The organism is Noviherbaspirillum sedimenti, assembly GCF_003590835.1.
In the GTDB taxonomy this organism is placed as follows: Bacteria; Pseudomonadota; Gammaproteobacteria; order Burkholderiales; family Burkholderiaceae_D; genus Paucimonas; species Paucimonas sedimenti.
Window position 1 is genome coordinate 3581524 of sequence record NZ_QYUQ01000002.1, and the last position, 24709, is coordinate 3606232.

22 protein-coding genes are annotated in these 24709 nt (G+C 60.0%); 14 read left to right on the forward strand and 8 right to left on the reverse strand.

Annotated features, from left to right (window positions below; translation table 11 throughout):
- Positions 1–47 precede the first annotated feature (47 nt).
- Positions 48–3503 (forward strand): pyruvate carboxylase, encoded by a 3456-nt coding sequence (locus D3878_RS16660; protein ID WP_119786508.1) that lies wholly within the window; start codon positions 48–50, stop codon positions 3501–3503.
- Positions 3504–3623: 120 nt separating this feature from the next.
- A complete protein-coding gene (locus D3878_RS16665) occupies positions 3624–4814 on the forward strand; it encodes an acetyl-CoA C-acyltransferase family protein (RefSeq protein ID WP_119787958.1) in 1191 nt (396 codons plus the stop codon).
- Between the two features lie 34 nt (positions 4815–4848).
- Here D3878_RS16665 and D3878_RS16670 read toward each other — a convergent pair whose 3' ends face one another.
- The 7 genes from D3878_RS16670 to D3878_RS16700 form a co-directional block, all read right to left on the reverse strand.
- On the reverse strand, positions 4849–6402 hold the full coding sequence (locus D3878_RS16670; protein ID WP_119786509.1) for a YifB family Mg chelatase-like AAA ATPase: 1554 nt from the start codon (positions 6400–6402) through the stop codon (positions 4849–4851).
- A gap of 88 nt (positions 6403–6490) precedes the next feature.
- Positions 6491–6853 carry an aminoacyl-tRNA synthetase gene (locus tag D3878_RS16675; RefSeq protein WP_119786510.1) on the reverse strand — a complete coding sequence of 121 codons (363 nt, stop codon included), beginning with the start codon at positions 6851–6853 and terminating at the stop codon, positions 6491–6493.
- 56 nt (positions 6854–6909) lie between these two features.
- Positions 6910–7758: an alpha/beta fold hydrolase gene (locus tag D3878_RS16680; RefSeq protein ID WP_420799582.1), complete on the reverse strand. Its 849-nt coding sequence runs from the start codon at positions 7756–7758 to the stop codon at positions 6910–6912.
- Positions 7759–7802: 44 nt separating this feature from the next.
- Positions 7803–8252 (reverse strand): PaaI family thioesterase, encoded by a 450-nt coding sequence (locus D3878_RS16685; RefSeq protein WP_199688187.1) that lies wholly within the window; start codon positions 8250–8252, stop codon positions 7803–7805.
- Between the two features lie 29 nt (positions 8253–8281).
- Positions 8282–9085 carry a DUF169 domain-containing protein gene (locus tag D3878_RS16690; RefSeq protein ID WP_119786512.1) on the reverse strand — a complete coding sequence of 268 codons (804 nt, stop codon included), beginning with the start codon at positions 9083–9085 and terminating at the stop codon, positions 8282–8284.
- Between the two features lie 10 nt (positions 9086–9095).
- Entirely contained in the window at positions 9096–10775 is a 1680-nt protein-coding gene (locus D3878_RS16695; protein ID WP_119786513.1) for an AMP-binding protein, read from the reverse strand.
- A gap of 75 nt (positions 10776–10850) precedes the next feature.
- Positions 10851–12065: an ABC transporter substrate-binding protein gene (locus tag D3878_RS16700; protein WP_119786514.1), complete on the reverse strand. Its 1215-nt coding sequence runs from the start codon at positions 12063–12065 to the stop codon at positions 10851–10853.
- Between the two features lie 371 nt (positions 12066–12436).
- On the opposite strand from D3878_RS16700, the gene D3878_RS16705 reads away from it, so the two are divergent.
- Complete coding sequence (locus D3878_RS16705; RefSeq protein WP_119787960.1) at positions 12437–13633, forward strand: isovaleryl-CoA dehydrogenase; 1197 nt, start codon at positions 12437–12439, stop codon at positions 13631–13633.
- 332 nt (positions 13634–13965) lie between these two features.
- A complete protein-coding gene (locus tag D3878_RS16710; RefSeq protein ID WP_233556365.1) occupies positions 13966–14625 on the forward strand; it encodes a TetR/AcrR family transcriptional regulator in 660 nt (219 codons plus the stop codon).
- A gap of 9 nt (positions 14626–14634) precedes the next feature.
- Here D3878_RS16710 and D3878_RS16715 read toward each other — a convergent pair whose 3' ends face one another.
- Complete coding sequence (locus D3878_RS16715) at positions 14635–14886, reverse strand: accessory factor UbiK family protein (protein ID WP_119786516.1); 252 nt, start codon at positions 14884–14886, stop codon at positions 14635–14637.
- Between the two features lie 251 nt (positions 14887–15137).
- Between D3878_RS16715 and D3878_RS16720 the strand changes: the two genes are divergently transcribed.
- The 10 genes from D3878_RS16720 (at position 15138) to metW (ending at position 24703) form a co-directional block, all read left to right on the forward strand.
- On the forward strand, positions 15138–15869 hold the full coding sequence (locus tag D3878_RS16720) for a TorF family putative porin (protein ID WP_233556366.1): 732 nt from the start codon (positions 15138–15140) through the stop codon (positions 15867–15869).
- A 23-nt stretch (positions 15870–15892) separates the two neighbouring features.
- On the forward strand, positions 15893–16231 hold the full coding sequence (gene glnK / locus D3878_RS16725; protein ID WP_119786518.1) for a P-II family nitrogen regulator: 339 nt from the start codon (positions 15893–15895) through the stop codon (positions 16229–16231).
- A gap of 10 nt (positions 16232–16241) precedes the next feature.
- Positions 16242–17771, forward strand: a complete 1530-nt coding sequence (locus D3878_RS16730) for an ammonium transporter (RefSeq protein WP_119786519.1) — start codon at positions 16242–16244, stop codon at positions 17769–17771.
- A 245-nt stretch (positions 17772–18016) separates the two neighbouring features.
- Entirely contained in the window at positions 18017–19315 is a 1299-nt protein-coding gene (gene gshA / locus D3878_RS16735) for a glutamate--cysteine ligase (protein ID WP_119786520.1), read from the forward strand.
- Positions 19316–19318: 3 nt separating this feature from the next.
- Complete coding sequence (gene gshB / locus D3878_RS16740; RefSeq protein WP_119786521.1) at positions 19319–20254, forward strand: glutathione synthase; 936 nt, start codon at positions 19319–19321, stop codon at positions 20252–20254.
- A 4-nt stretch (positions 20255–20258) separates the two neighbouring features.
- Positions 20259–20666: a PTS sugar transporter subunit IIA gene (locus D3878_RS16745; protein ID WP_119786522.1), complete on the forward strand. Its 408-nt coding sequence runs from the start codon at positions 20259–20261 to the stop codon at positions 20664–20666.
- A gap of 25 nt (positions 20667–20691) precedes the next feature.
- Entirely contained in the window at positions 20692–20961 is a 270-nt protein-coding gene (locus D3878_RS16750) for an HPr family phosphocarrier protein (RefSeq protein WP_119786523.1), read from the forward strand.
- A 56-nt stretch (positions 20962–21017) separates the two neighbouring features.
- A complete protein-coding gene (gene ptsP, locus D3878_RS16755; RefSeq protein WP_119786524.1) occupies positions 21018–22766 on the forward strand; it encodes a phosphoenolpyruvate--protein phosphotransferase in 1749 nt (582 codons plus the stop codon).
- Between the two features lie 183 nt (positions 22767–22949).
- Positions 22950–24098, forward strand: a complete 1149-nt coding sequence (gene metX / locus D3878_RS16760; protein ID WP_119786525.1) for a homoserine O-succinyltransferase MetX — start codon at positions 22950–22952, stop codon at positions 24096–24098.
- A complete protein-coding gene (gene metW, locus D3878_RS16765) occupies positions 24095–24703 on the forward strand; it encodes a methionine biosynthesis protein MetW (protein ID WP_119786526.1) in 609 nt (202 codons plus the stop codon). The genes metX and metW overlap by 4 nt, the downstream gene beginning before the upstream one ends.
- Positions 24704–24709 lie beyond the last annotated feature (6 nt).

The window sequence follows — 24709 nt, forward strand, 5'->3', positions numbered from 1 at the left end:
GTGATCCACTGGCGGCGGTTTTTCCATTTTTATTTTGTTCAAAAGACATGCGCAAGATTCAAAAAATACTGGTTGCCAACCGTTCCGAAATCGCCATCCGTGTCATGCGCGCCGCCGCCGAGCTCGGCATCCGCACGGTGGCCATTTACGCCGCCGAAGACCGCTTCGCGCTGCACCGCTTCAAGGCCGATGAAAGCTATCTGGTGGGGGAGGGCAAGAAACCGATTGCCGCCTATCTGGATATCGACGACATCATCCGCATCGCCAAGGAAGCGGGCGTGGATGCGATCCACCCCGGATACGGCTTCCTCTCGGAAAACCCCGATTTCGCCGAAGCCTGCGCCAGGAACGGCATCGTGTTCATCGGCCCTACGCCGGAAGTCATGCGCACCCTCGGCAACAAGGTCGCCGCGCGTAATGCTGCGGTGTCGGCCGGCGTGCCGGTCATGCCTGCCACGCCGGCCTTGCCGCACGATATTGAACAAGCGAAGAAGCTGGCCGCCAACATCGGCTACCCGCTGATGTTGAAAGCCAGCTGGGGCGGCGGCGGCCGTGGCATGCGCGTGATCGAATCCGAAGCCGAGCTGCCGGGCCAGCTGGAAGTGGCGCGCCGCGAAGCGGCCGCCGCCTTCGGCAACGACGAGATGTACCTGGAAAAGCTGGTGCGCCGCGCGCGCCACGTCGAGGTGCAGCTGATGGGCGACACCCACGGCAACCTGGTGCATTTGTTCGAGCGCGACTGCTCGGTGCAGCGGCGCAACCAGAAAGTGGTGGAGCGCGCGCCCGCGCCCTACCTGGACGACCAATCACGCGCCGAACTGTGCGACGCCGCCCTGCGCCTGGGCCGCGCCGTTAATTACACCCACGCCGGCACCGTCGAATTCCTGATGGATGCCGACACCAACCAGTTTTATTTCATCGAGGTCAACCCGCGCATCCAGGTCGAGCATACGGTCACCGAGCAGGTGACCGGGATCGACATCGTCAAGGCCCAGATCCGCGTTTCCGAAGGCATGCAGATCGGCGACAAGGATGCCCAGGGTGCCGGCATCCCGGTGCAGGCCGATATCCATCTGAACGGCCACGCGCTGCAATGCCGGGTCACCACCGAAGACCCGGAAAACAGCTTCACCCCCGACTACGGGCGCCTGACCGCTTACCGCAGCGCTTCCGGATTCGGCATTCGCCTGGATGGCGGCACCGCCTATTCGGGCGCGGTGATCACCCCGTACTACGATTCCCTGCTGGTCAAAGTCACCGCCTGGGCACCGACTTCGAGCGAGGCGATTTCGCGCATGGACCGCGCGCTGCGCGAGTTCCGTATCCGCGGCGTCTCGACCAACCTGCCATTCCTGGAAAATGTCATCAACCATGACTTGTTCAAGAGCGGCCAGTGCATCACCCGTTTCATCGACACCACGCCGGAACTGTTCCGCTTCGCCAAGAAGCGTGACCGCGCCACCCGCCTGCTGCGCTTCGTCGGTGAAGTGGCGGTCAACGGCAACCCGGAAATGAAGGGCCGCAAAGGAATCGACGGTGTGCTGACCGCGCCCATCCTGCCGCCGCTGAGCCGTGCCGCGCCGATCGTGCCGGGCTCGCGCGACACCCTCAAGCTGCTGGGCGCCGAGAAATTCTCGCAATGGATGAAAGAGCAGAAGCAGGTGCTGTTGACCGACACCACCATGCGCGACGCCCACCAGTCGTTGTTCGCCACCCGCATGCGCACCGCCGACATGCTGGCCATCGCCCCATACTATGCGCGCATGCTGCCCAACCTGTTCTCGATGGAATGCTGGGGCGGCGCCACTTTCGACGTTTCGATGCGCTTCCTGAAGGAAGACCCCTGGGAGCGTCTGGCGCAGCTGCGCGAAGCCGTGCCCAACATCCTGTTCCAGATGCTCTTGCGTGCATCGAACGCGGTCGGCTATACCAATTATGCCGATAACGTCGTCAAGCACTTCGTGCAGCAGGCGGCAAAAGGCGGCGTCGACCTGTTCCGCGTGTTCGACTCGCTCAACTGGGTCGAGAACATGCGCGTGGCGATCGATGCGGTGCGCGACACCGGCGCCCTGTGCGAAGGCGCGATCTGCTACACCGGCGACCCGTTCGACCCGGCGCGTTCCAAGTACAGCCTGCAGTATTACGTCAAGATGGCCAAGGATCTGGAACGCGCCGGCGTCAATATCCTGGCGATCAAGGACATGGCCGGCGTGTGCAAGCCGCAGGCTGCGCGCGCCCTGGTCAAGGCGCTGAAGGAAGAGGTCGGCCTGCCGATCCATTTCCATACCCACGACACCAGCGGCATCTCCGCCGCCTCGATGCTGGCGGCGGTCGAAGCCGGCTGTGACGCCGTCGACGGCGCCATGGACGCCATGAGCGGCCTGACCTCGCAGCCGAACCTGGGTTCGATGGCCGCAGCGCTGAGCCACACCGAGCGCGACCCGCAGCTGGACAAGCAGGCGCTGTTCGCCATCTCCCAGTACTGGGAAGGCGTGCGCCGCCAGTACGCGCCGTTCGAAGCCGACATGCGCTCGGGCACCTCTGACGTCTATCGCCACGAGATGCCCGGCGGCCAGTACACTAACCTGCGCGAGCAGGCCCGGTCGATGGGTATCGAGCATCGCTGGACCGAAGTGGCGCAAGCCTATGCCGACGTCAACCAGCTGTTCGGCGATATCGTCAAGGTCACGCCGACCTCGAAAGTGGTGGGCGACATGGCGCTGTTCATGGTCGCCAACGACCTGAGCCCGGACGACGTGAAAAACCCGGGCAAGACCGTCGCCTTCCCGGAATCGGTGATCTCGCTGTTCAAGGGCGAGCTCGGCTTTCCGCCGGACGGCTTCCCGAAGGAGCTGGAAAGCAAGGTCTTGAATGGCGAGGCGCCGATGCAGGGCCGGCCGGGCGCGAACCTGCCGCCGGTCGATTTCGCCCAGGCCCGCGCCGACGTCGAAAAAACCATCGGCCGCAGCGTCAGCGAGCAGGAGCTGGCCTCGTACCTGATGTACCCGAAAGTTTTCCGTGACTATGCGGAACACCGCCGTCAATTCGGCAACGTCAGCGTGCTGCCGACACCGGTCTTCTTCTACGGCCTGAAGGAAGGTCAGGAAATCTCGGTCGACATCGATCAGGGCAAGACCCTGGTGGTGCGCCTGCAGGGCCGTACAGACCTGGAAGAAGAAGGGCAGAGCAAGCTGTTCTTCGAGCTGAACGGTCAGCCGCGCGTGGTCCGCATCGACCGTGCCGGTGCGGCAAAGCAGGTCACGCACCCGCGCGCGCAAGAGGGCAATGCCAACCACATCGGCGCGCCGATGCCGGGCATGGTGGTGACCCTGGCGGTCAAGCCCGGCCAGAAGGTGAGCAAAGGCGACCCGCTGGTCTCGATCGAGGCGATGAAGATGGAAACCATGATCCGCGCCGAGCGCGATGCGGTGGTCAAGCACATCTATGTCAAGCCAGGAGCGGTGGTGGCGGCCAAAGACTTGTTGTGCGAACTGGCGAATTGAATGGGCGCTTTCGATGATTGTCGAAAGTGAGCCAAGCGCCGCGTGAAAAGCGGACGGTGGGACGTTATGCTATCCGGGGCGGCAAGCCGCTCAATGATGCGATTTATTAAGGATTTATTCATGACAAGCAAGAAAGATGTAGTGATCGTCGGCGCGGTGCGTACCGCCATCGGCACTTTTGGCGGCGCACTGAAGGACATGTCGGCCTGCGACTTGGGCGCGATCGTGGTGCGGGAAGCGTTTGCACGCGCCGGCGTCGAAGCGGCGCAGGCCGGGCAAATCGTTTTCGGCAACGTCATTCCCTGCGAACCGCGCGACATGTATGTCTCGCGTGTTGCCGGTATTACAGCCGGCATGGCCAAGGAATCCGCCGCGCTGAACGTGAATCGTCTGTGCGGCTCCGGTCTGCAGGCGATCGTCACGGCGGCCAACGCGATTCAGCTCGGCGACGCTGAAGTGGCGGTCGGCGGCGGCGTCGAAACCATGAGCCGTGCGCCTTATATTTTCCCGGCAGGACGCTGGGGCGTGCGCATGGGCGACAGCAAGATGGTCGACATGATGACCGGGGCACTGTCGGATCCTTTCGGCGCCGGGCACATGGGCATCACCGCCGAAAATGTGGCGCAGCAATTTGGCATCTCGCGTGAGGAACAGGATGCGTTCGCGCTGGAAAGTCAGCGGCGCGCCACCGCCGCGATTGCCGCCGGCCATTTCAAGTTGCAAATCGTGCCGGTCGAAATCGCCGGGCGCAAAGGCGTGACCTTGTTCGACACCGACGAGCACCCCAAGAGCGATACCACGCTGGAATCGCTGGCCAAGCTCAAGCCCGCATTCAAGAAGGAAGCCGGATCCGTCACCGCGGGCAATGCATCCGGACTGAATGACGGCGCGGCTGCCTGCGTGCTGATGGAAGCGGGTGCTGCGGAACGTGCTGGCCTGAAACCGCTGGCACGCCTGGTGTCATATGCCGTCGCCGGCGTCGACCCGGCGGTGATGGGAACCGGCCCGATCCCCGCCGTCAAGCTGGCGCTACAGCGCGCAGGCTTGACGCTTGCCGACATGCATGTGATCGAATCCAATGAAGCATTCGCGGCGCAGTCGCTAGGGGTATGCAAGGGCCTCGACCTGGACCCGGCCCGCACCAATCCGAATGGCGGCGCTATTGCACTGGGCCATCCGCTTGGCGCGAGCGGCGCGATCATTACCGTCAAATGCCTGTATGAACTGATTCGCACCGGCAAGCGTTATGGGCTGGCGACGATGTGCATCGGCGGCGGGCAGGGTATTGCCGCCGTCTTCGAACGCCTGTAAAACCAGACCGGCTGCCGCCGCGGCCGGCTTTCCTTCATCGATTTCCTCCGGGAGCGTCTTGCTGTTCGCGCAAGGCGCGTCGGTACTGGATCGCTTCTGCCACATGATCCTGACCGATGACCGCAGCGTCGCCCAGATCTGCGATCGTGCGCGCGACTTTCAAGACACGATGATAGGCGCGCGCCGACCAGTGCAGCCGTGTCATCGCGGTGCGCAGCAATTGTTCGGCAGCCGCATCGGGGCGACAATGGCGATCGATTTCCGCGGTGGACAGCACATGATTGGCCTTTTCCTGCCGCTGCAGCTGGCGCGCGAAAGCGCGCTCGACGCGTGCGGCGATGGTCTGCGAGCTTTCGCCAGCGGCTTCTTTGAGCAAGTCTTCCTGCGGCAATGACGCCACCTGGATTTGCAAGTCGATGCGATCCAGCAGCGGTCCGGAAATCCGGCTCTGGTAGCGCCCCACCTGGTCAGGTGTGCATCGGCACTTGTTGGTGGCATGACTGAGATAGCCGCAAGGACAGGGATTCATCGCCGCCACCAGTTGGAAACGCGCCGGAAAATCGGCTTGGCGCGCCGCCCGGGAAATCGTGATGCGGCCGGACTCCAGCGGCTCGCGCAAGACTTCCAGGACGCGGCGGTCGAATTCCGGCAATTCATCCAGAAACAGCACACCGCGGTGGGCCAATGAAATTTCACCGGGGCGCGGGTTGCCGCCGCCGCCCACCAAGGCTACGCCCGAAGCGGTATGGTGCGGCGCGCGAAACGGTCGCGCTTTCCAGTTGGCAGCGGTGAATACGCCGGTCAGCGATCGCACCGCGGCCGACTCCAGCGCTTCCTCGTCGGACATCGGCGGCAAAATGCCGGGGAAACGCGCTGCCAGCATCGATTTGCCGGTGCCGGGCGGTCCCACCATGAGGATACTGTGGCCGCCGGCGGCAGCCACTTCCAGCGCCCGCTTGGCATGCAACTGGCCCTTGACCTCGGTGAAGTCCGGATAGCGCGGTATGGCCGTCTGAGTCGCCGCTGCGGCCTGATGGCGCGTCAAGCGGTCTTCGCCTTGCGGCGCAGCGAAGTGGGCGCATACCTGCTGCAGCGTGGTGGCCGGAAGAATGGCCGCGTCCATCACCAGGGCGGCTTCGTCGGCGTTGGCCTGCGGCAGGATGAAGGCGCGCTGGCGACCGGCGGCGGCGCCGCTGTTGCGCATGGCGTAAGTCATCGCCAGTGCGCCGCGGATCGGCCGCAATTCGCCCGACAGCGAGAGTTCGCCGGCAAATTCATAGCGGTCCAGTTCATGCGCGGGAATTTGTCCGGATGCGGCCAGGATGCCGAGGGCGATCGGCAAGTCGAAGCGGCCGGATTCCTTGGGCAGGTCGGCAGGCGCCAGGTTGACGGTGATGCGCCGTGCGGGGAAGTCGAAGCGGCCGTTTTGCAGGGCCGCGCGCACGCGATCGCGGGCTTCCTTCACCTCGGTATCGGGCAGGCCAACAATGGTAAACGCGGGCAAGCCATTGGCCAGATGTACCTCGACCGTCACTTCCTGCGCCTGCATGCCGGTCAGTGCGCGACTTTTCAGGACGGCCAAGCTCATTGCATGCCTTTTTCTTATCTAATTGAAAGAAGGCAAGCTTACCCCGGCGATCCCGGCCGGACTTTGCCGCACATCAGGCTGGCTCAGGCTAGTGCGATTTTGTGGTTTTGTGGTGTTCCAGCTGAAAAATGACCGCCTTGACAATGGCAACCATGACGGCCCGGTCCTTGCTCGGATGGTCGGCAAAGGGGACCACGATATCGCCTATTTGCACGCATTTGCCATGCGCCTGTTCCGCTTCCCTGGGGAAGGCGAGTGCCAGGGCGTATTCGGCCAGCAGCGGCCCGCAGGCCTTCCAGTCGCGTGTCCATTTTGGCAATGCCTTGTTGCCATTCCACAAAGTGCCGGCACTTTCATAGAACTCTTCGACATTGTGATGGCCCAGCAATTGCGCCAGATGCCGCTCCTTGGCTACACAACTGCGGAAATATTCTTCATCGCTCATGCGCATGATGGAACCCCCTTGAAGAAACGCGTGGCAGGAAGGTACAGCGGATGGTGAAACAATTATCCTATCGCATCGCGGCTGTGGTCAGGCGGAATATATTTGATTGACCCGATAAAATCCTTGGCCAGTTCGATAATGGTTTGTTCGTGTTCGCGGTGCGGAACATGGTAAGTGTCTGCCATAATTTCGACGCGTAAGGGGCCACCAGATCGCTTTGCGATCATTTCGGGATGACGCAATGAGCCATATTCGTCATGATTACCATGAATCACGAGCAAGGGGCAAGTAACTTTGGGCAAGACATTCTCGAGTGACCACCCAGAAAAATCAGGGTCGGGCCATGTCTCGGTCCAGGCATTCAGAACCCATGTCGCCTTGTCGCCGTGATATTTCTTCAGGCGCGCAATTTGCCCCTCTTGTTTGAACGATTCTTTCGCCGCCAGGATGCCTTGCACGGTCCTATCCTCGACAAACGCTTGCGCTGATTCAGTGATGAGCCCTTCACATGCGTTCGAGAATTTGGCAGCGCAATATACCGCCATGCCGCCCCCAACGCTGTGACCAAAGGCGATGAAGCGTTTGAAGCCCAGTTGTTCACATACCGCCGGGAAATAAGTTTCCGCTTCATCGGCAATAAAATTCGGGCTTGGCTTGCCAGAACGCGGGTCGGATTTTCCATATCCCAGTCGGTCATAGGCAATGACGCTTCTCCCCGTGCTCTCGCTTAGCAGGGCAGGAAAATCACGCCACAGGTCGACACAGCCCAGGGAGTCGTGAAAAAGCACGATGGGACTGCCGGCCACCGCGCCATCCTTGCCTTTCACGGGATGCCAGGTGCGAACAAAGATTCGTCCGTGGGGATGCTCTACCCATGCATCTTCATGGAGGCTGTCTTGGACGTTATTGATTTGCATATGCGCCTGTCGCCGAGATTGCCTTTACTTATCGACGATCACGCTGACAGCACAATCAGACTGGACGTGGCTGAGGCATAGAGTTTTCCGTCAAGATCGGTCAGGCGCGCCTCCGTGAATGCGACGCGACGTCCCAAGCTAATAATCTTGCCTTCCGCCCGGATTTTCCCCGTATCCTTGTTCATGGCCTTGTGATAGGAGATTTTGAGTTCAATGGTTGAAATGCTCTGCCCGGGAACCATTCGGGACATGACGGCATAGCCGCAGGCGAAGTCCAGCATGGTGGCGGAAAATCCACCCTGGACGATGCCGAACGGGTTATAGAGATGAATGTCCGGTATTGACTCGAGCACGACGCGGCCGTCATCAACTTCAACGAGACGGATGTCGAGTGTTTCACCGATGCCGGGCCGCCGGTCTGCCTGCAGCATGGTCTTGAGTTGTTCGAATCCGGACAGGTGTGGCCCAATTTCGTTCAGCAGATTCATTTCAGGATGTAAGAAGGAGGGATAAATACTCAGGGTGACGCCGCTTTTTTGCCTGCAGTTTCACCATAACTGACGCCAAGGCCGGCGCGCACGTCTTGCTGGATGCCGTACTGGGCAAAGGGGTAGCGCAAGCCATTGCCGGACAGGGCGCGCATGCCATCGAGCGCCTTTTTCAAATCCTCGGGCGCAATTGCCATCAGCATTTCATCGTCCAGCACGCCGCCGTAACGCCGCTCGGCAAAGCAGGGGAGCGACAGGCTTGGCTGCCTTGTCGCCAGCGCGCGTCCCCAGGAATCGGCGCAAGCCGATTCGCCCACCACGCTCCAGTCGAAGCGGCGGTAGCCAGACCATTGCAAGCCATTGATAAAATAAATCATGGCGCCAGGGGTTGCATAAAACAGCACGATATCCGGCGGATTGAGGCGGTTACTGCGCACCGGCGACACCACCATGGCGGCATAGCGTCCGTGCGGCACGCAATGCATGGCAGCCTGGTGGGCGGCGGCATCGTCTTTGGTCGCATACCAGACCCCGGCCATCGGTTCGCCGGCCAGCCAGGTTTCATCCTGTTTGGTTAGTCCGATCACTGCGCGGCACTGATCGCCGACCAGGTCGTCGGCGGTGATGCCGACTGTCCAGCCCAGACGTGCTGCCTGGGCAATGATCTGGTCGGTCGTATGGATCGCGGTTGGCCGGCGCAGTTTGGGAATGGCTTGCATGGCTTCCACCGTTTCGAACATCTTGATGCCGAATGGCGGGGTGCGCAATTTCAGGACATTCTCCAGTTCCTGCGACAGCTGGACCAGATCCAGGTTATTGCTCTGGTTTTCCATGGCGATAAGCTTATTCCGTGCTCAGGTTGAGGTCGTTGGCGACTTGCTGGCGCAGCAGGTATTTCTGGATCTTGCCGGTGACCGTCATCGGAAATGCATCGACAAACTGGACATAGCGCGGGATCTTGTAATGGGCGATCTGCCCGTTGCAAAAGCTGCGGATTTCCTCGGCATCGGCTTGCATGCCGGGTCGCAGGATGATGCAGGCGCACAGTTCTTCACCATATTTTTTATCCGGCACGCCCACGCATTGCACATCCAGCACCTTCGGATGACGGTAGAGGAATTCCTCGATCTCGCGCGGATAAATGTTTTCGCCGCCGCGAATGACCAAGTCCTTGGAGCGGCCGACGATGCTGCAAAAGCCATTTTCATCGATGACTGCGAGATCGCCCGTATGCATCCAGCCGGCGGCATCGATCGCTTCCCGGGTCTTTTCCTCGTCGCCCCAGTAACCCAGCATCACCGAGTAGCCGCGCGTGAGCAATTCGCCCTTGGTGCCGCGCGGCACGATCTTGCCGTCGGCGTCGATGATCTTGACTTCGAGGTGCGGGTGCACGCGGCCAATCGTGGACACGCGCAGGTCGACTGGATCATCCACCGAACTCTGGAAGCTGGCCGGCGAGGTTTCCGTCATGCCGTAGGTGATGGTGATCTGGCTCATGTGCATCTGCTTGATCACGCGCGTCATGACTTCGGTCGGGCAGGGTGATCCCGCCATGATGCCGGTGCGCAGGCTCGACAGATCGTAGTTCTTGAAGTCCGGATGGTCGAGGATGGCGATGAACATGGTCGGCACGCCATGCAGGCCGGTGCAGCGTTCGGTTTGCACCGTTTCCAGCACGGCCTTGGGATCGAAGCCTTCGCCGGGATACACCATCGCGGCGCCATGCGTGACGCAGGCGAGATTGCCCAGCACCATGCCGAAGCAATGGTAGAGCGGCACCGGGATGCACAGCTTGTCTTTCTCGGTCAGCCGCATGGCTTCGCCGATGAAAAAGCCATTGTTCAGGATATTGTGGTGCGTGAGCGTGGCGCCCTTGGGCGCGCCGGTCGTGCCGGAAGTGAACTGGATATTGACGGGATCATCGAACTGCAGCGTCGCGGCGACGTCGGCCAAGTGCTTGAGGTCGTCGTCGTTGACGGAAGTTAGTAAGTCATCAAAATTGAGCATGCCGGCAGACTTGTCGCGGCCCATGCGGATGACGTGTTTCAGCGTCGGCAGGTGCGGGGCATGCAAGACGCCGATCCTGGAATGCTTGATTTCGGGGACGACATCTTCGACGATCTCGATATAGTTGCTCGACTTGAAGGCCGGCGAGAGAATCAGGGCGCTGCACCCGACCTTGCCGAGCACGTATTCGAGTTCCGAGCGGCGGTAGGCTGGATTGATGTTGACCAGCACCAGGCCGGCTTTGGCTGTTGCAAACTGGGTGAGCACCCATTCGGAATTGTTTTGCGACCAGATGCCGATGCGCTCGCCCGGCTGCAAGCCGAGCTTGAGCAAGCCAGCGGCAAGACGATTGGCGCGCTGCTGGAATTCCCGGTAAGTCCAGCGTACGTTCTGGTATGGAACCACGAGGGCTGGCTGGTCGCCAAAGCGTTCCGCTATCGAATCCAGATATGAACCGATCGTTTCGCCGATCAGCGGCACGTTATGGGCGCCGTGAACATAGCTTGGCTTTTGCATGAATGTCTCCTTGATATGGCCGGTCCCACGCGTCATGCGAGGCGCGGGACCGGTAATGGCAATATCGTCAAATTATTATTTTTTTACCAGCGGGCAGTTGGATTGCGCCAGGGGGCGGAAGGCTTCATCGCCAGGCACGGTGCCGATGACTTTGTAGTAATCCCATGGCGCCTTGGATTCCGAAGGCTTCTTGACTTGCAGCAGCAGCATGTCATGAACCACGCGGCCATCTTCGCGCAGTTTTCCCTTCGGGATGACCACGTCGGAAATCGGCAGTTCACGCATCTTTTTATTGACGGCCGCGGTCTCGTCGGTGCCGGCAGCCTTGACGGACTTCAGGTAGTGCAAGACGGCAGAATACATGCCCGCCTGCGCCATGGTCGGCATGCGCTTGTGCGCGGAGAAAAAGCGCTTGGACCAGGCGCGGGTTTCATCATTCAGATCCCAGTAAAAGCCTTCCGTCAGGTACATGCCCTGCGAATAATTGAGGCCGATGGAATGCACATCGCTGATAAACATCAGCAAGGGCGCAACCAGCTGGCCTTTGGCGGCAATGCCGAATTCGCCGGCTTGCTTGACGGCGTTGACAGTGTCGCCGCCAGCGTTGGCCAGGCCAATGACCTTGGCCTTGGAATTTTGCGCCTGCAGCAGGAAGGAAGAAAAATCGCTGGCGTTCAGGGGATGCTTGACTGAACCGAGAACCTTGCCGCCGGCGCCGGTGACGACGTCGGAAACGTCTTTTTCCAGCGACTTGCCGAAGGCATAATCCGCGGTCAGGAAGAACCAGCTGTCGGCGCCGCGCTTGACCAGCGCCTTGCCGGTGCCGACGGAGCTCGAGTAGGTGTCATACATCCAGTGCGAGCTGTTGGCGTTGCATTTGTCATTGGTGATGGTGCTGGAGGCGGAGCCGACCACGATGGCCAGCTTGTTCTTCTGCTGCGCCACTTCCATCACTGCCAAGGCAACGTTGGTGGGCACCAGGTCCATCAGAACGTCGACATTTTGCTGGTCGACCCATTCGCGCGCCTTGGAGGCGGCGACATCGGCCTTGTTGAGGCTGTCGGCCGTGACGATTTCAATGGGTTTTCCCAGTACGGTCTTGCCGAAATCCTCGATCGCCATTTTTGCGGCGATGATCGATCCCTGGCCCGACAGGTCCGAGTACAGGCCGGACAAGTCCGTCAAGACGCCGATCTTGACGACATCATTGCTGACCTGCGCGGATGCCGATGCCATGCCGGCGACGGCCAGGGTGACGGCGAGCGAAATCTTCCTGAGTTTGAGGTGCATTGTGTATCTCCATTAATGTAATTCTTGTATTCCGATTGATCCCTTCTCTGTACAAGATAAGGAATCCAGCCGTTATTCCTATGTCGTTGTTAATGCGCAGCAACAGTATTCCTGAAAATATGAGTGTCACTAACAAACGAATGGGATTTTAGGGTGAATGTGAAGGTCCATCAAGTGGAATTTGCTTAGCAAAGTGTTTCAAAATTGATTTGTTGTGAGCTATACTCACAAATGGTTGTCCGGAAGAGGATGTTTTCATCCGGTGGCAAGCGAACATCTGCCAACCATCAGCGACCGATATTGGCAGCAAGCTATATAACAATGAAAAAACGGTAATGCCCGTTTTTTCCTACTGATTGGACAAGAAAATCATGACGACGCAATTCCTCGATTTCCCCAGCCTGAGTTTTGACCATGGCGAAGATATTGCTGCACTTCGTGAGGCAGTGCAGCAATTCGCTCAAGCGGAAATTGCACCGCGCGCAACCGAAATCGACCATAGCGACCAGTTCCCGATGGACCTCTGGAAAAAATTCGGTGACTTGGGCCTGTTGGGCATTACGGTGGAGGAAGAGTACGGCGGCAGCGCCATGGGCTACCTGGCACATATCATCGCGCTGGAAGAAATTTCCCGCGCTTCGGCTTCGGTCGGCCTGTCGTATGGCGCGCATTCGAACCTGTGCGTCAACCAGATCCGCCGCAACGGCAGCCACGTGCAAAAGCTGAAGTACCTGCCGAAGCTGATTTCAGGCGAGCATGTCGGCGCCCTGGCGATGTCGGAGCCGAACGCCGGCTCGGATGTGGTCAGCATGAAGCTGCGCGCCGACAAAAAGGGCGACCGCTATGTCTTGAACGGCAACAAGATGTGGATCACCAATGGCCCGGATGCCGATATTCTGGTGGTGTATGCCAAGACCGATCCAGCAGCCGGTCCACGCGGCATCACGGCCTTCCTGATCGAGAAGGGTTTCAAGGGTTTCTCGATTGCGCAAAAGCTCGACAAGCTGGGCATGCGCGGCTCGCACACCGGCGAACTGGTATTCCAGGATTGCGAAGTGCCGGAAGAAAACATCATCGGCGGTCTTGGCAAAGGCGTCAACGTGCTCATGTCGGGGCTGGATTCCGAGCGCACCGTGCTCTCGGGTGGTCCTTTGGGCATCATGCAGGCGTGCATGGATGTGGCGATTCCCTACATTCATGACCGCAAGCAGTTCGGCCAGGCCATTGGCGAATTCCAGCTCATGCAAGGCAAGATCGCCGACATGTATTCGACCATGATGGCGTGCAAGTCGTATGTGTATGCTGTGGGCCAGGCGTGCGACCGCGCCAAGACGCCGGAAGCCGTGCGCGCCTTGCGCAAGGATGCGGCCGGGGCGATTCTGTACAGCGCCGAGAAGGCGACCTGGATGGCGGGCGAGACAATCCAGGCGCTGGGTGGCAATGGCTATATCAACGAGTACCCCGCTGGCCGCCTGTGGCGCGATGCCAAGCTGTATGAAATCGGCGCCGGCACGTCGGAAATACGCCGCATGCTGATCGGCCGCGAGCTGTTTGGCGAAACCCAGTAAAATCCGGGCATTCGCGAACCGGATCCGCTGGAATGCCGCAGAAACACGTGGCAGTGAATCAAGCCGTCCCTGACGGCTTGATTCACTTGGACCCACGGTGTGCGCAAGGCGTGGGGGCGGCAGCAAGGCCGCCTGCAAATAATGCTGGATTGGGTTTTTTGAACTGGTGAGCGGCTTAAGTTGTATAGTCGTTTTTCTGCCGGCCGGGTAATGTCCGGTTCAGCGCTTTTGCGTACTTTTTTACTGTCATTATCATGCTTGCACCAATAAAATCTCCCCGCAAACGCGAAGCCCTGGGCGTCCGCTCGGAACGCCGTGTCAAGGAGATCCTGATGGTTGCCCGTCAGGTCTTTTCCGAACAAGGCTACGAGAAATCCACCGTGCTGGAAATTGCACGGAGCATGGATGTGTCGGAAGCGACGGTTTTTTCCTATTTCACCAGCAAGCGCGACCTGTGCATGCAAGTCATCAAGGTTTGGTACGACGAAATCTCTAGCGAGCTGGAGCGCGAAGTGCCGTTGATCATCGGCACGCGTGCGCAACTGCATTTCATCGTCCGAAAACATCTGGCGACTCTGATGCATGAGGGTACCGGCATGTGCAAGCTGGTGCTCAGTGAAGGCCGCACTGTCGATGAAGAATTTGCCGAGATGCAGGCCGACCTGAGGCGCCGCTATACGGCGCCACTCAAGAAAGTGTTTTCGACGGCACAACGCTCCGGTGAGATTCGCCAGGACATGCCGCTGCCGCTGTTGCGCGATCTCGTGTATGGCGCCACGGAGCACGTACTGTGGGACTACGTGGTGACAAACAACAAGCCGGACATCGACACGACGGCTGCACAGTTGACCGACATGTTCTGGAGTTCCTTGGTGCCCTTGCCCGCCGACTTGAAGAAACTGGCGCAATTCCATGTCGAGGTGGCAGATGCCTTGCGGCGGCTTGATGTTCCCGCAGAAGGCAACGCCCGCATTGCCGCCAACGCCCGCTAGACCAGATCCTTACTGCGGCGCATTTTTTTTCAGCTGCTCTTCCAGTTCTGCCACGCGCGCTTCCAACTCTTCGAGCTTGCTTCGGGTCTTTGCCAGGACCTGGACGTGAATATCGAATTCCTCACGGGTCACCAGGTCCAGGCGTGAAAACCCCTGGTTGAGCATGGCTTTGACATTCTTTTCGACATCCTTGACCGGCGAATTGTCGATGGCATGCTGGATCTTGGCTTGCAAATCATCAAGGAAATTGGGCTTGTTCATGGTGAATCCTCTTTCTGTGGCTAAACGGATAAAAAAGCACTATTTTGATGCATCTCCATCTGATTGCCCGTAAATGGTGCAATTCTGCCGATGCATGGCGCATTTTTTGCTGCCAAACAATGCTTATTTGCAAAAGATGCAATGCATCTGCACGGTAATAGGTTGGCACGGCTCCTGCTAACCAAGCTAAAGCTTACATCATCAAGCAGTTTTTATTTCAACACTCACAGGGAATGACTATGAAAAAATTAATGCTTACTGCAGCAGTCCTCGCAACTTTTGCAGCACCCGCTTTCGCCGAAGCACCGGCTTCGCCGCATACCTTTACCGGCAATCTGACGGTCGCATCCGATTATCGTTTCCGTGGCATTTCCCAAACCTTCGGTAAGCCAGCGGTGCAGGGCGGCTTTGATTATGCCCATTCCAGCGGTTTCTATGTCGGCAACTGGAACTCCAATGTCAGCGGCAACCAGTACCCTGACGGTGCCAGCCTTGAAATGGATTTTTATGGCGGCTACAAGTTTGAGCCTGTGGCTGGTTTGACTGCTGATGTCGGTCTGCTGAAATATTACTACCCAGGTGCGTCGATCGCCGGCGTGCGCCCGGATGCGCTTGAATTGTATGTCGGCGCCTCCTATAAGTGGTTCTCGGCCAAATACAGCCATGCAGTCAATGACGAATACTTCGGCCTCACCAATGCCGATGGTTCCTATTATCTCGACCTGAATGCCAACGTCGAAATCGCTGACAAGACCACGCTCGGCTTGCATGTCGGCCACCAGAAATTCAAGAATTCCGGCGCCCTCGACTATACCGACTACAAGATCGGCGTGGCGCGCGACTTCGGCTTTGCCACGATCGGCCTGGCATACGTCGGTTCCAATGCTGATTCGGCACTCTATACGTATTCCAACGCCAGCGGCTCCAAGTCGAAAGACGTGAGCAAAGACGCGGTTGTTTTGTCGTTGTCGAAAACCTTCTAATCCACCACGTAAGAGGTTTATATATGAAACTGATTACTGCAATCATCAAACCCTTCAAGCTTGATGAGGTGCGGGAAGCCTTGTCCGGTATCGGCGTGCAAGGCATCACCGTCACCGAAGTCAAGGGCTTCGGCCGCCAGAAGGGCCATACCGAGTTGTATCGCGGCGCCGAGTATGTGGTCGATTTCCTGCCGAAGACGAAAATCGAAGCGGCGGTCGATGACGACATCGTCGAGCGCGCCATCGAGGCAATCGAATCGTCCGCCCGCACCGGCAAGATCGGCGACGGCAAGATCTTCGTCTACGACCTGCAGCAAGTCGTGCGTATCCGTACCGGTGAAACCGGCAAAGAAGCACTCTAAGGAGACTCTGATGAAACAATACTTTGCACGCTTCCTGGCGGCGGCCACTTTGCTGGCCGCAGTCAGTCTGGCGCCGGCGGCCATGGCGGCGGAAGAAACGGCGGCACCAGCCGCCGCGGCAATGCCTGCCGTGACCGCGGTGGCGCCCGCTGCCGCGGAAACTGCCGCAGCGCCGGCTGCCGCGCCTGCCGCTGCTGCGGCGGCACCAGCTGCACCGGCCGCCGCGCCAACCGCCAACAAGGGTGACGTCGCCTGGATGTCGACGGCCACCATCTTGGTGATCATGATGTCGATCCCGGGCCTGGCATTGTTCTACGGCGGCCTGGTTCGCAGCAAGAACATGCTGTCGGTGCTGATGCAGGTCTTCATGGTGTTTTCGCTGGTAGTCGTGTTGTGGTGCATTTACGGCTATTCGCTGGCATTCACCACCGGCGGCAGCTTCATCGGTTCCTTCGATCGCCTGTTCCTGAACGGCATCACCATCGACACCATGGCGGCTACCTTCAGCAAGGGTGTAGTGATTCCGGAATTCACCTTCGTTGCCTTCCAGGCGACGTTTGCGGCAATCACCTGCGGCCTGATCGTCGGCGCCTTTGCCGAGCGCATCAAGTTTTCCGCACTGCTGGCCTTCATCGTGCTGTGGTTCACCTTCGCTTATCTGCCGATGGCCCACATGGTCTGGTTCTGGGCGGGTCCGGATGCCTACACTGACGCTGCAGCTGCCGAAGCGGCGACTGCAGCCGCCGGCTGGCTGTTCCAGAAAGGCGCGCTCGACTTCGCCGGCGGTACCGTGGTGCACATCAATGCCGCAGTTGCCGGCCTGGTGGGTGCCTACGTGATCGGCAAGCGTATCGGCTACGGCAAGGAATCGATGGCGCCGCACTCGCTGACGATGACCATGATCGGTGCTTCCCTGCTGTGGGTGGGCTGGTTCGGTTTCAACGCCGGCTCCGGCCTGGAAGCCAACGGCCTGACCGCCCTGGCAATCGTCAACACCCTGCTGGCAACTGCCGCGGCTGTCGTCACCTGGACCTTCGGTGAATGGATGGCCAAGGGCAAGCCTTCGATGCTGGGTGCAGCTTCCGGTGCGGTGGCTGGCCTGGTGGCAATCACCCCGGCGGCAGGGTTTGTCGGCGTGATGGGTGCCCTGGTGATCGGTCTGCTGGCAGGCATCATCTGCCTGTGGGGCGTGAATGGTCTGAAACGCCTGCTTGGCGCGGATGATTCGCTCGACGTCTTCGGTGTGCATGGTGTCGGCGGTATCCTCGGCGCCATCCTGACCGGCGTGTTCGCCGCGCCGTCCCTGGGCGGTTCCGGCATCTATGACTACGTCGCCAACAAGGTCGCGCCGGACTATTCGATCGCCAGCCAGGTCTGGATCCAGACCCAGGGCGTGCTGACTACCGTTATTCTGTCCGGCGTCGTGTCCTTCATCGCCTACAAGCTGATTGACCTGGTCATCGGCCTGCGCGTGACGGAAGAACAGGAACGCGAAGGCCTGGATATCTCCAGCCACGGCGAAAAGGCTTATCACTATTGATTTAATAGTGACAAGCAAGCACTAAATTTCCCTCGGCCCCCCTTGGGGCTTTCCAAAAGCGCCTCTGCATGAGGCGCTTTTTTTTATCTGGCCTTTAAAAATTGCAATCAGACCTGATATAAATGGGCCAATGAGTGTGGGTGTCGAGCGGGTTTGCATCGTTGCGGTTCATGCATCTTGCGCGCGCACGGTGGTGATTCCCGTTAAAATCTGCACCAGACTCAATCGTTTATTAAAGGGTGTATATGGTTCCGCATCTGGTCACGGCCTTGAACGGCCCGCTGCTCGACCTCGAAAAGAAAATCCTGAAGGCCACGCCAGCCATCGAACGCTGGTTCCGGCTCGAATGGCAGGAGCACACCCCGCCGTTTTATTGTTCGGTCGATTTACGCAATGCCGGCTACAAGCTGGCGCCGGTGGATACCAACCTGTTTCCCGGCGGTTTTAACAACCTGTCGCCGGAAATGCTGCCGCTGGCAGTGCAGGCGGCCATGGCAGCCATTGAGAAATATTGTCCGGATGCCAAGAATCTGTTGATGATTCCGGAAAACCATACCCGCAATACTTTTTACCTGCAAAACGTCGCCCGGTTGATGCAAATCTTCCGCCAGACCGGCCTGCATGTGCGCCTGGGCTCGCTGAATCCGGATGTGACGGCGCCCACGCCGATCGAACTGCCCGACGGCACTATCCTGACGCTAGAGCCGCTCGAGCGCCTCCAGAATGGCCGCCGCGTCGGCCTGAAGAATTTCGATCCCTGCACGGTCTTGCTCAATAATGACCTGTCTTCGGGCATTCCGCCGATCCTGGAAAACCTCCACGAGCAAAATCTGTTGCCGCCGCTGCACGCTGGCTGGGCGGTGCGCCGCAAGAGCAACCATTTCGCCGCCTACGATGAAGTGGTGAAGAAATTCGCCAAGCTGATCGACGTCGACCCATGGATGCTGAACCCGTATTTTGCCAAGTGCGGCGAAATCGATTTTCACGAGCGTACCGGCGAGGAATGCCTGGCCGCCAGCGTCGACAGCGTGCTGGCCAAGATCCGCAAGAAGTACAAGGAATACGGCATCAAGGAAACCCCTTTCGTGATCGTCAAGGCGGATGCCGGCACCTATGGCATGGGCATCATGACTGTACGCGACGCGTCTGAAGTCAAGGACCTGAACCGCAAGCAGCGCAATAAGATGTCGGTGGTCAAGGAAGGTCTGCAAGTCAGCGACGTCATCATCCAGGAAGGCGTGCACACCTTCGAGCATATCAACGACGCCGTGGCCGAGCCGGTGGTGTACATGATCGACCGCTATGTGGTCGGCGGCTTCTACCGCGTGCATGCCGAGCGCGGCATCGATGAAAACCTCAATGCCCCTGGCGCGCACTTCGTGCCGCTGGCCTTCGCCCAGCAGCATGCCTTGCCCGACCTGAAAGCCAAGCCCGGCACCACCGCGCCCAACCGTTTCTACATGTACGGTGTGGTGGCGCGCCTGGCCCTGCTGGCAGCGTCGCTGGAAATGGAAAAGACCGACCCGAACCCGGAAATTTACTAAAAGATGAAGATCGCCTTCCTCGCCGACCACCTCTCCGGCTTCAAGACCTACAAGGACTCGACCTATGCCATGATGGCCGAGGCGGCGGCGCGCGGCCATGAAATCCACGCCTTCGAACAGGCCGACACGGCCCTCGAACAAGGCCGGGTGGTCGCTAATGCGGCCCGCATCACGCTGACGGGCGAAGCCGACGACTGGTATCGCGCCGAAGCCAAGGTTGCGCAGCCGCTGACGGCCTTCGACGTGGTGGTGCTGCGCAAGGATCCGCCTTTCGACATGGAGTACGTGTACGCCACCCAGTTGCTGGAGCTGGCGGAGCAGCAGGGCGCGCGCATCGTCAACCGGCCTGGCGCGGTGCGCGACCATAACGAGAAGCTGGCGATCGCGCAATTCCCGCAATTCCTCTCGCCTACCCTGGTCACCAGCGACATGGCGCGCCTGCGCGCCTTCCATGGCGAACACCAGGACATCATCCTCAAGCCGCTCGACGGCATGGGCGGCACCGGCGTGTTCCGCGTGCGCGACGACGGCCTGAACCTGGGCGCGATCATCGAAAGCCTGACCCGGCATGGCAGCACCACCATCATGGCGCAGCGTTATATCCCCGAAATCGCCAAGGGCGACAAGCGCATCCTGCTGATCGGCGGCGAAGTGGTGCCATTCAGCCTGGCGCGCATCCCCCAGGCCGGCGAAGTGCGCGGCAATCTGGCCGCCGGCGGCACCGGGGTGGCGCAACCGCTGTCGGCGCGCGACCAGGAGATTGCACAGGCGCTGGCGCCGGTGCTTTCAAAACGGGGCTTGTTGCTGGTAGGATTGGATGTGATTGGTGATTATTTGACCGAGGTGAATGTGACCAGCCCCACCTGTTTCCAGGAAATCCGCCAGCAGACGGGGTTCAATGTGGCCGGCATGTTTGTCGACGCGCTGGAACAGCAATAACAATATGGTAGGCATTCTTCTCTTGACGCATGCGCCGCTGGCCCAGGCTTTCATCGCCGCGGCCACGCATGTGTTCCGCGCCAGGCCGGAACGGCTGGAGGCGATCGACGTGCAGCCCGACCAGGATACGGCCGAGGTCAGGCGCATCGCCATGGAGTCGATCGGGCGGCTGAACGACGGCGGCGGCGTGCTGGTGATTACGGATGTCATGGGCGGAACACCTTCGAACTGTACCCTGTCGCTATGCGATCCGGGCCAGGTGGAAGTCATCGCCGGCATCAGCCTGCCAATGCTGCTGCGGGCGCTCACCTATCGCAACGATACGCTCGACGTGGTGGTGGAAATGGCATTGGCAGGGGGGCAGGGCGGCGCCACGCGGGTCGATAACCGGGTGCGGCTGTCGCCAAATTAAAATAAATTAAAAAATCAGAGTCGACATGATCCAGAAAGAAATTGAAATCATCAACAAGCTCGGCCTGCATGCGCGCGCTTCGGCCAAGCTGACCCAGCTGGCGGCGAAATACAAGAGCGAAGTCTGGATGATCCGCAATACGCGGCGCGTCAACGCCAAGTCGATCATGGGCGTGATGATGCTGGCCGCCGGCAAGGGAGCGGTGGTGACGCTGGAGTGCGACGGTCCCGACGAGCAAGCCTGCTTCGACGCGCTGGGGGCACTGATCAACGACAAGTTCGGTGAAAATGAATAATTGCGGGACAGAGTTAAGCGCCAGCGGTACTCTGTCCCCAACTGACTAGATAGAAGATGGCATCCTTCACCCTCCACGGCATCCCGGTTTCGCGCGGCATCGCGATCGGTCGCGCGCACCTGCTTGCGCCGGCCGCGCTCGAGGTCAAGCATTACCTGATCGCCGAGGAGCAGGTGGAAGCGGAAGTGGCGCGCCTGCAGGATGCGCTGGCCACGGTGCACAAGGAATTGCAAACCATCTGGAATGAATTGCCCAAGGATTCGCCCGCCGAGCTGGGCGCTTTCCTCGACGTCCATGCGCTGATCCTGTCGGATCCGATGATCGCCGAAGTGCCGCTGAATATCATTCGCAGCCGCCACTACAACGCCGAGTGGGCGCTGGTGACCCAGATCGACGAATTGTCGGCGCAGTTTGACGAGATCGGCGACGCCTACCTGCGCGAACGCAAGGCCGACATCCAGCAGGTCGGCGAGCGCGTGCTGAAAGTCCTGACCGGTACGGCGGTCGATTTGCCCAAGCCGCAAGGCGACGAGCCGGCGGCGAAGATGATCGTGGTGGCGCATGATATTTCGCCGGCCGACATGCTGCATTTCAAGAACGGTGCATTCGCCGGTTTCGTTACCGATGTCGGTGGCCAGAATTCGCACACCGCCATCGTCGCCCGCAGTCTCGATATTCCTGCCGCGGTAGGGATGTTCAATGCCTCGGCGCTGATCGCCCAGGACGACTGGGTGATCGTCGACGGTGACGCCGGCGTGGTGATTGTCGATCCGCCGCAGGTCGTGCTGGAGCAATACCGCGACCGTCAGACGCGCTTGCTGCGCGAACGCAAGAAACTCGTCAGGCTGAAAAAAACCCCGGCCATCACCAAGGACGGCACCGAGATCACCCTGCTCGCCAATATCGAGTTGCCCGACGATTGCGCCGCCGCCATGGAAGCCGGTGCGGCCGGCATCGGCCTGTTCCGTTCCGAATTCCTGTTCATGGGGCGCAGCGCCTTTGTCACCAAGCTGCCCGGCGAGGACGAGCAATACGAGTCTTACCGCAAGGCGGTGGCGATAATGAAGGGCCGCCCGGTGACCATCCGCACGCTCGACATCGGCGCCGACAAGCCGCTCGACGCCGCCGAGCAGACCGCGCTGAACCCGGCGCTGGGCTTGCGCGCGATCCGTTATTGCCTGGCCGAGCCGCAGATCTTCCTGATGCAGCTGCGCGCCATCCTGCGCGCCTCGGCCCATGGCCCGGTCAAGATCCTGGTGCCGATGCTGGCGCACGCCTTCGAAATCGAGCAGACGCTGGCGATGATCGAACAGGCCAAGCAGCAGCTGCGCGACGCCGGCAAGAAATTCGATGCCAATATCCAGGTGGGGGCGATGATCGAGATCCCGGCGGCGGCGCTGGCGCTGCCGATGTTCATCAAGCGCATGGATTTCCTCTCGATTGGCACCAACGACCTAATTCAGTACACCCTGGCGATCGACCGTGTCGACCACGAAGTTGCCCATCTTTACAATCCGCTGCATCCGGCGGTGCTGTACCTGCTGTCTTCCATCATCGCCGCCGGCGCGCGCGAAGGCATCCCCGTGGCGGTGTGCGGCGAAATGGCCGGCGACATCAAATTGACCCGCCTGCTGTTGGGCATGGGCTTGCGCGAATTTTCCATGCACCCTACCCAGCTGCTGCCGGTCAAGAATGAAATCCTCAACAGCGACCTGACTGTTCTGGCTACCCAGACCCGCCGCATCCTGCGCGCCACCGACCCGGTGGCGATCACCGAAGCGGTGGCACAATTGGGTGCGCTTTGAGCCAGCATGCAGATGCGTGCTCGGACATGGTTTGACGGCGACAGCCGACTTGGTTATTCTTACGTGATGGCGCCGATTTGATATCAGCTTGCGGGCGCATGATAAATACGGCTAAAGCGTGCTTGGTACAAGTTCGAATTTAGCCCGACGCGCCTGGCGCTTTCGGGCTTTTTATTTTTCTCTATGACATCCATCGGAATCGTCTCGCCGCAGGTTATGCATTTCAAGGAGCCGCTGCCACTGCAGGGCGGCACTTCGCTGGCCGACTATTCGCTGACGTATGAAACTTACGGCAAGCTCAACGCCGACCGCACCAACGCCGTGCTGGTGTGTCACGCCCTGAATGCCTCGCACCATGTCGCCGGTTATTATCTGACCGACAAGGGCGAGAAAAGCATCGGCTGGTGGGACAACATGGTCGGCCCCGGCAAGCCGCTCGATACCGACAAATTTTTCGTCATCGGCGTCAACAACCTCGGTTCCTGTTTCGGCTCGACCGGGCCGATGCATGTCAATCCGGCCACCGGCAAGCCTTACGGCGCCAGCTTCCCTGTCGTGACGGTGGAAGACTGGGTCGATGCCCAGGCGCGCCTGGCCGATGCGCTGGGCATCGAGCAGTTCGCCGCCGTCATGGGCGGGTCCCTGGGCGGCATGCAGGCACTGGCCTGGAGTCTGCGCTATCCGCGGCGCCTGCGCCATTGCGTGGTGATCGCCTCGACGCCGAAGCTGTCGGCGCAAAACATCGCCTTCAATGACGTCGCGCGCCAGGCGATCCTGACCGACCCGGATTTCCATGGCGGCGACTTCTATGCGCACGGCGTGGTGCCAAAACGCGGCCTGCGGGTGGCGCGCATGATCGGCCACATCACCTACCTGTCGGATGACGACATGGCGGAAAAATTCGGCCGCGACCTGCGTGATGGCAAATACCAGTTCGGCTTCGGCATCGATTTCGAGATCGAATCCTATCTGCGTTACCAGGGCGACAAGTTCTCCGAATACTTCGATGCCAACACTTATCTGCTGATCACCAAGGCGCTGGATTACTTCGACCCGGCACGCGAATTCGGTGGCGACCTCGCGCGCACCCTGGCCGGCACCGAGGCGCAGTTCCTGCTGGTGTCGTTTACTACCGACTGGCGTTTTTCGCCGGTGCGCAGCCGCGAAATGGTGCAGGCGCTGGTCAACAACAAGCGCCGCGTGTCCTACGCCGAAATCGATGCGCCGCACGGGCATGACGCCTTCCTGCTGGAGGATGCGCGTTACCTGCGTACGGTGCGCACGTATTACGATCGGGTGTGGCAGGAAATCGCCGCGGGAGACGCAGCATGAACTTTCAGGAATTGCGCCGGCTGCGTCCGGACCTGGCCTTCATCGCGCACTGGGTGGCGCCGGCCTCGCACGTGCTGGATCTCGGCTGCGGCGATGGTGTCATGCTCGACCATCTGCGCACCGACAAGGGCTGCCATGGCTATGGCATCGAAATCGACGACGACAAGATTCCCGTGTGTATCGAGCGCGGCGTCTCGGTAATCCAGCAAGACCTCGAAGCCGGATTGGCCATGTTCGAAGATAACGCCTTCGATGTCGTGCTGTGCCTGTCGGCCCTGCAAATGACGAAGGATGTCGAGGGCGTGCTGCGCGAAATCACCCGGGTCGGGCGCGAAGCGATCGTTTCCTTCCCCAATTTCGCCCACTGGCCGCATCGCCTGTCGCTGATCCGTGGCCGCATGCCGGTGTCGAAGTCATTGCCCTACGAATGGTATGACACGCCCAACCTGCGGTTTGCCACCATCGGTGATTTTGCGGAACTTGCCAACCGGGTCGGGCTCGAAGTGCTTGAATTTATCGCGTTGCATGAAGGCAAGCCAGTTGCCTTTATGCCAAACTGGCGCGGCAGCCTGGCGGTGTTCCGCCTGCGTAAAAAAACCGATTAAGCATCC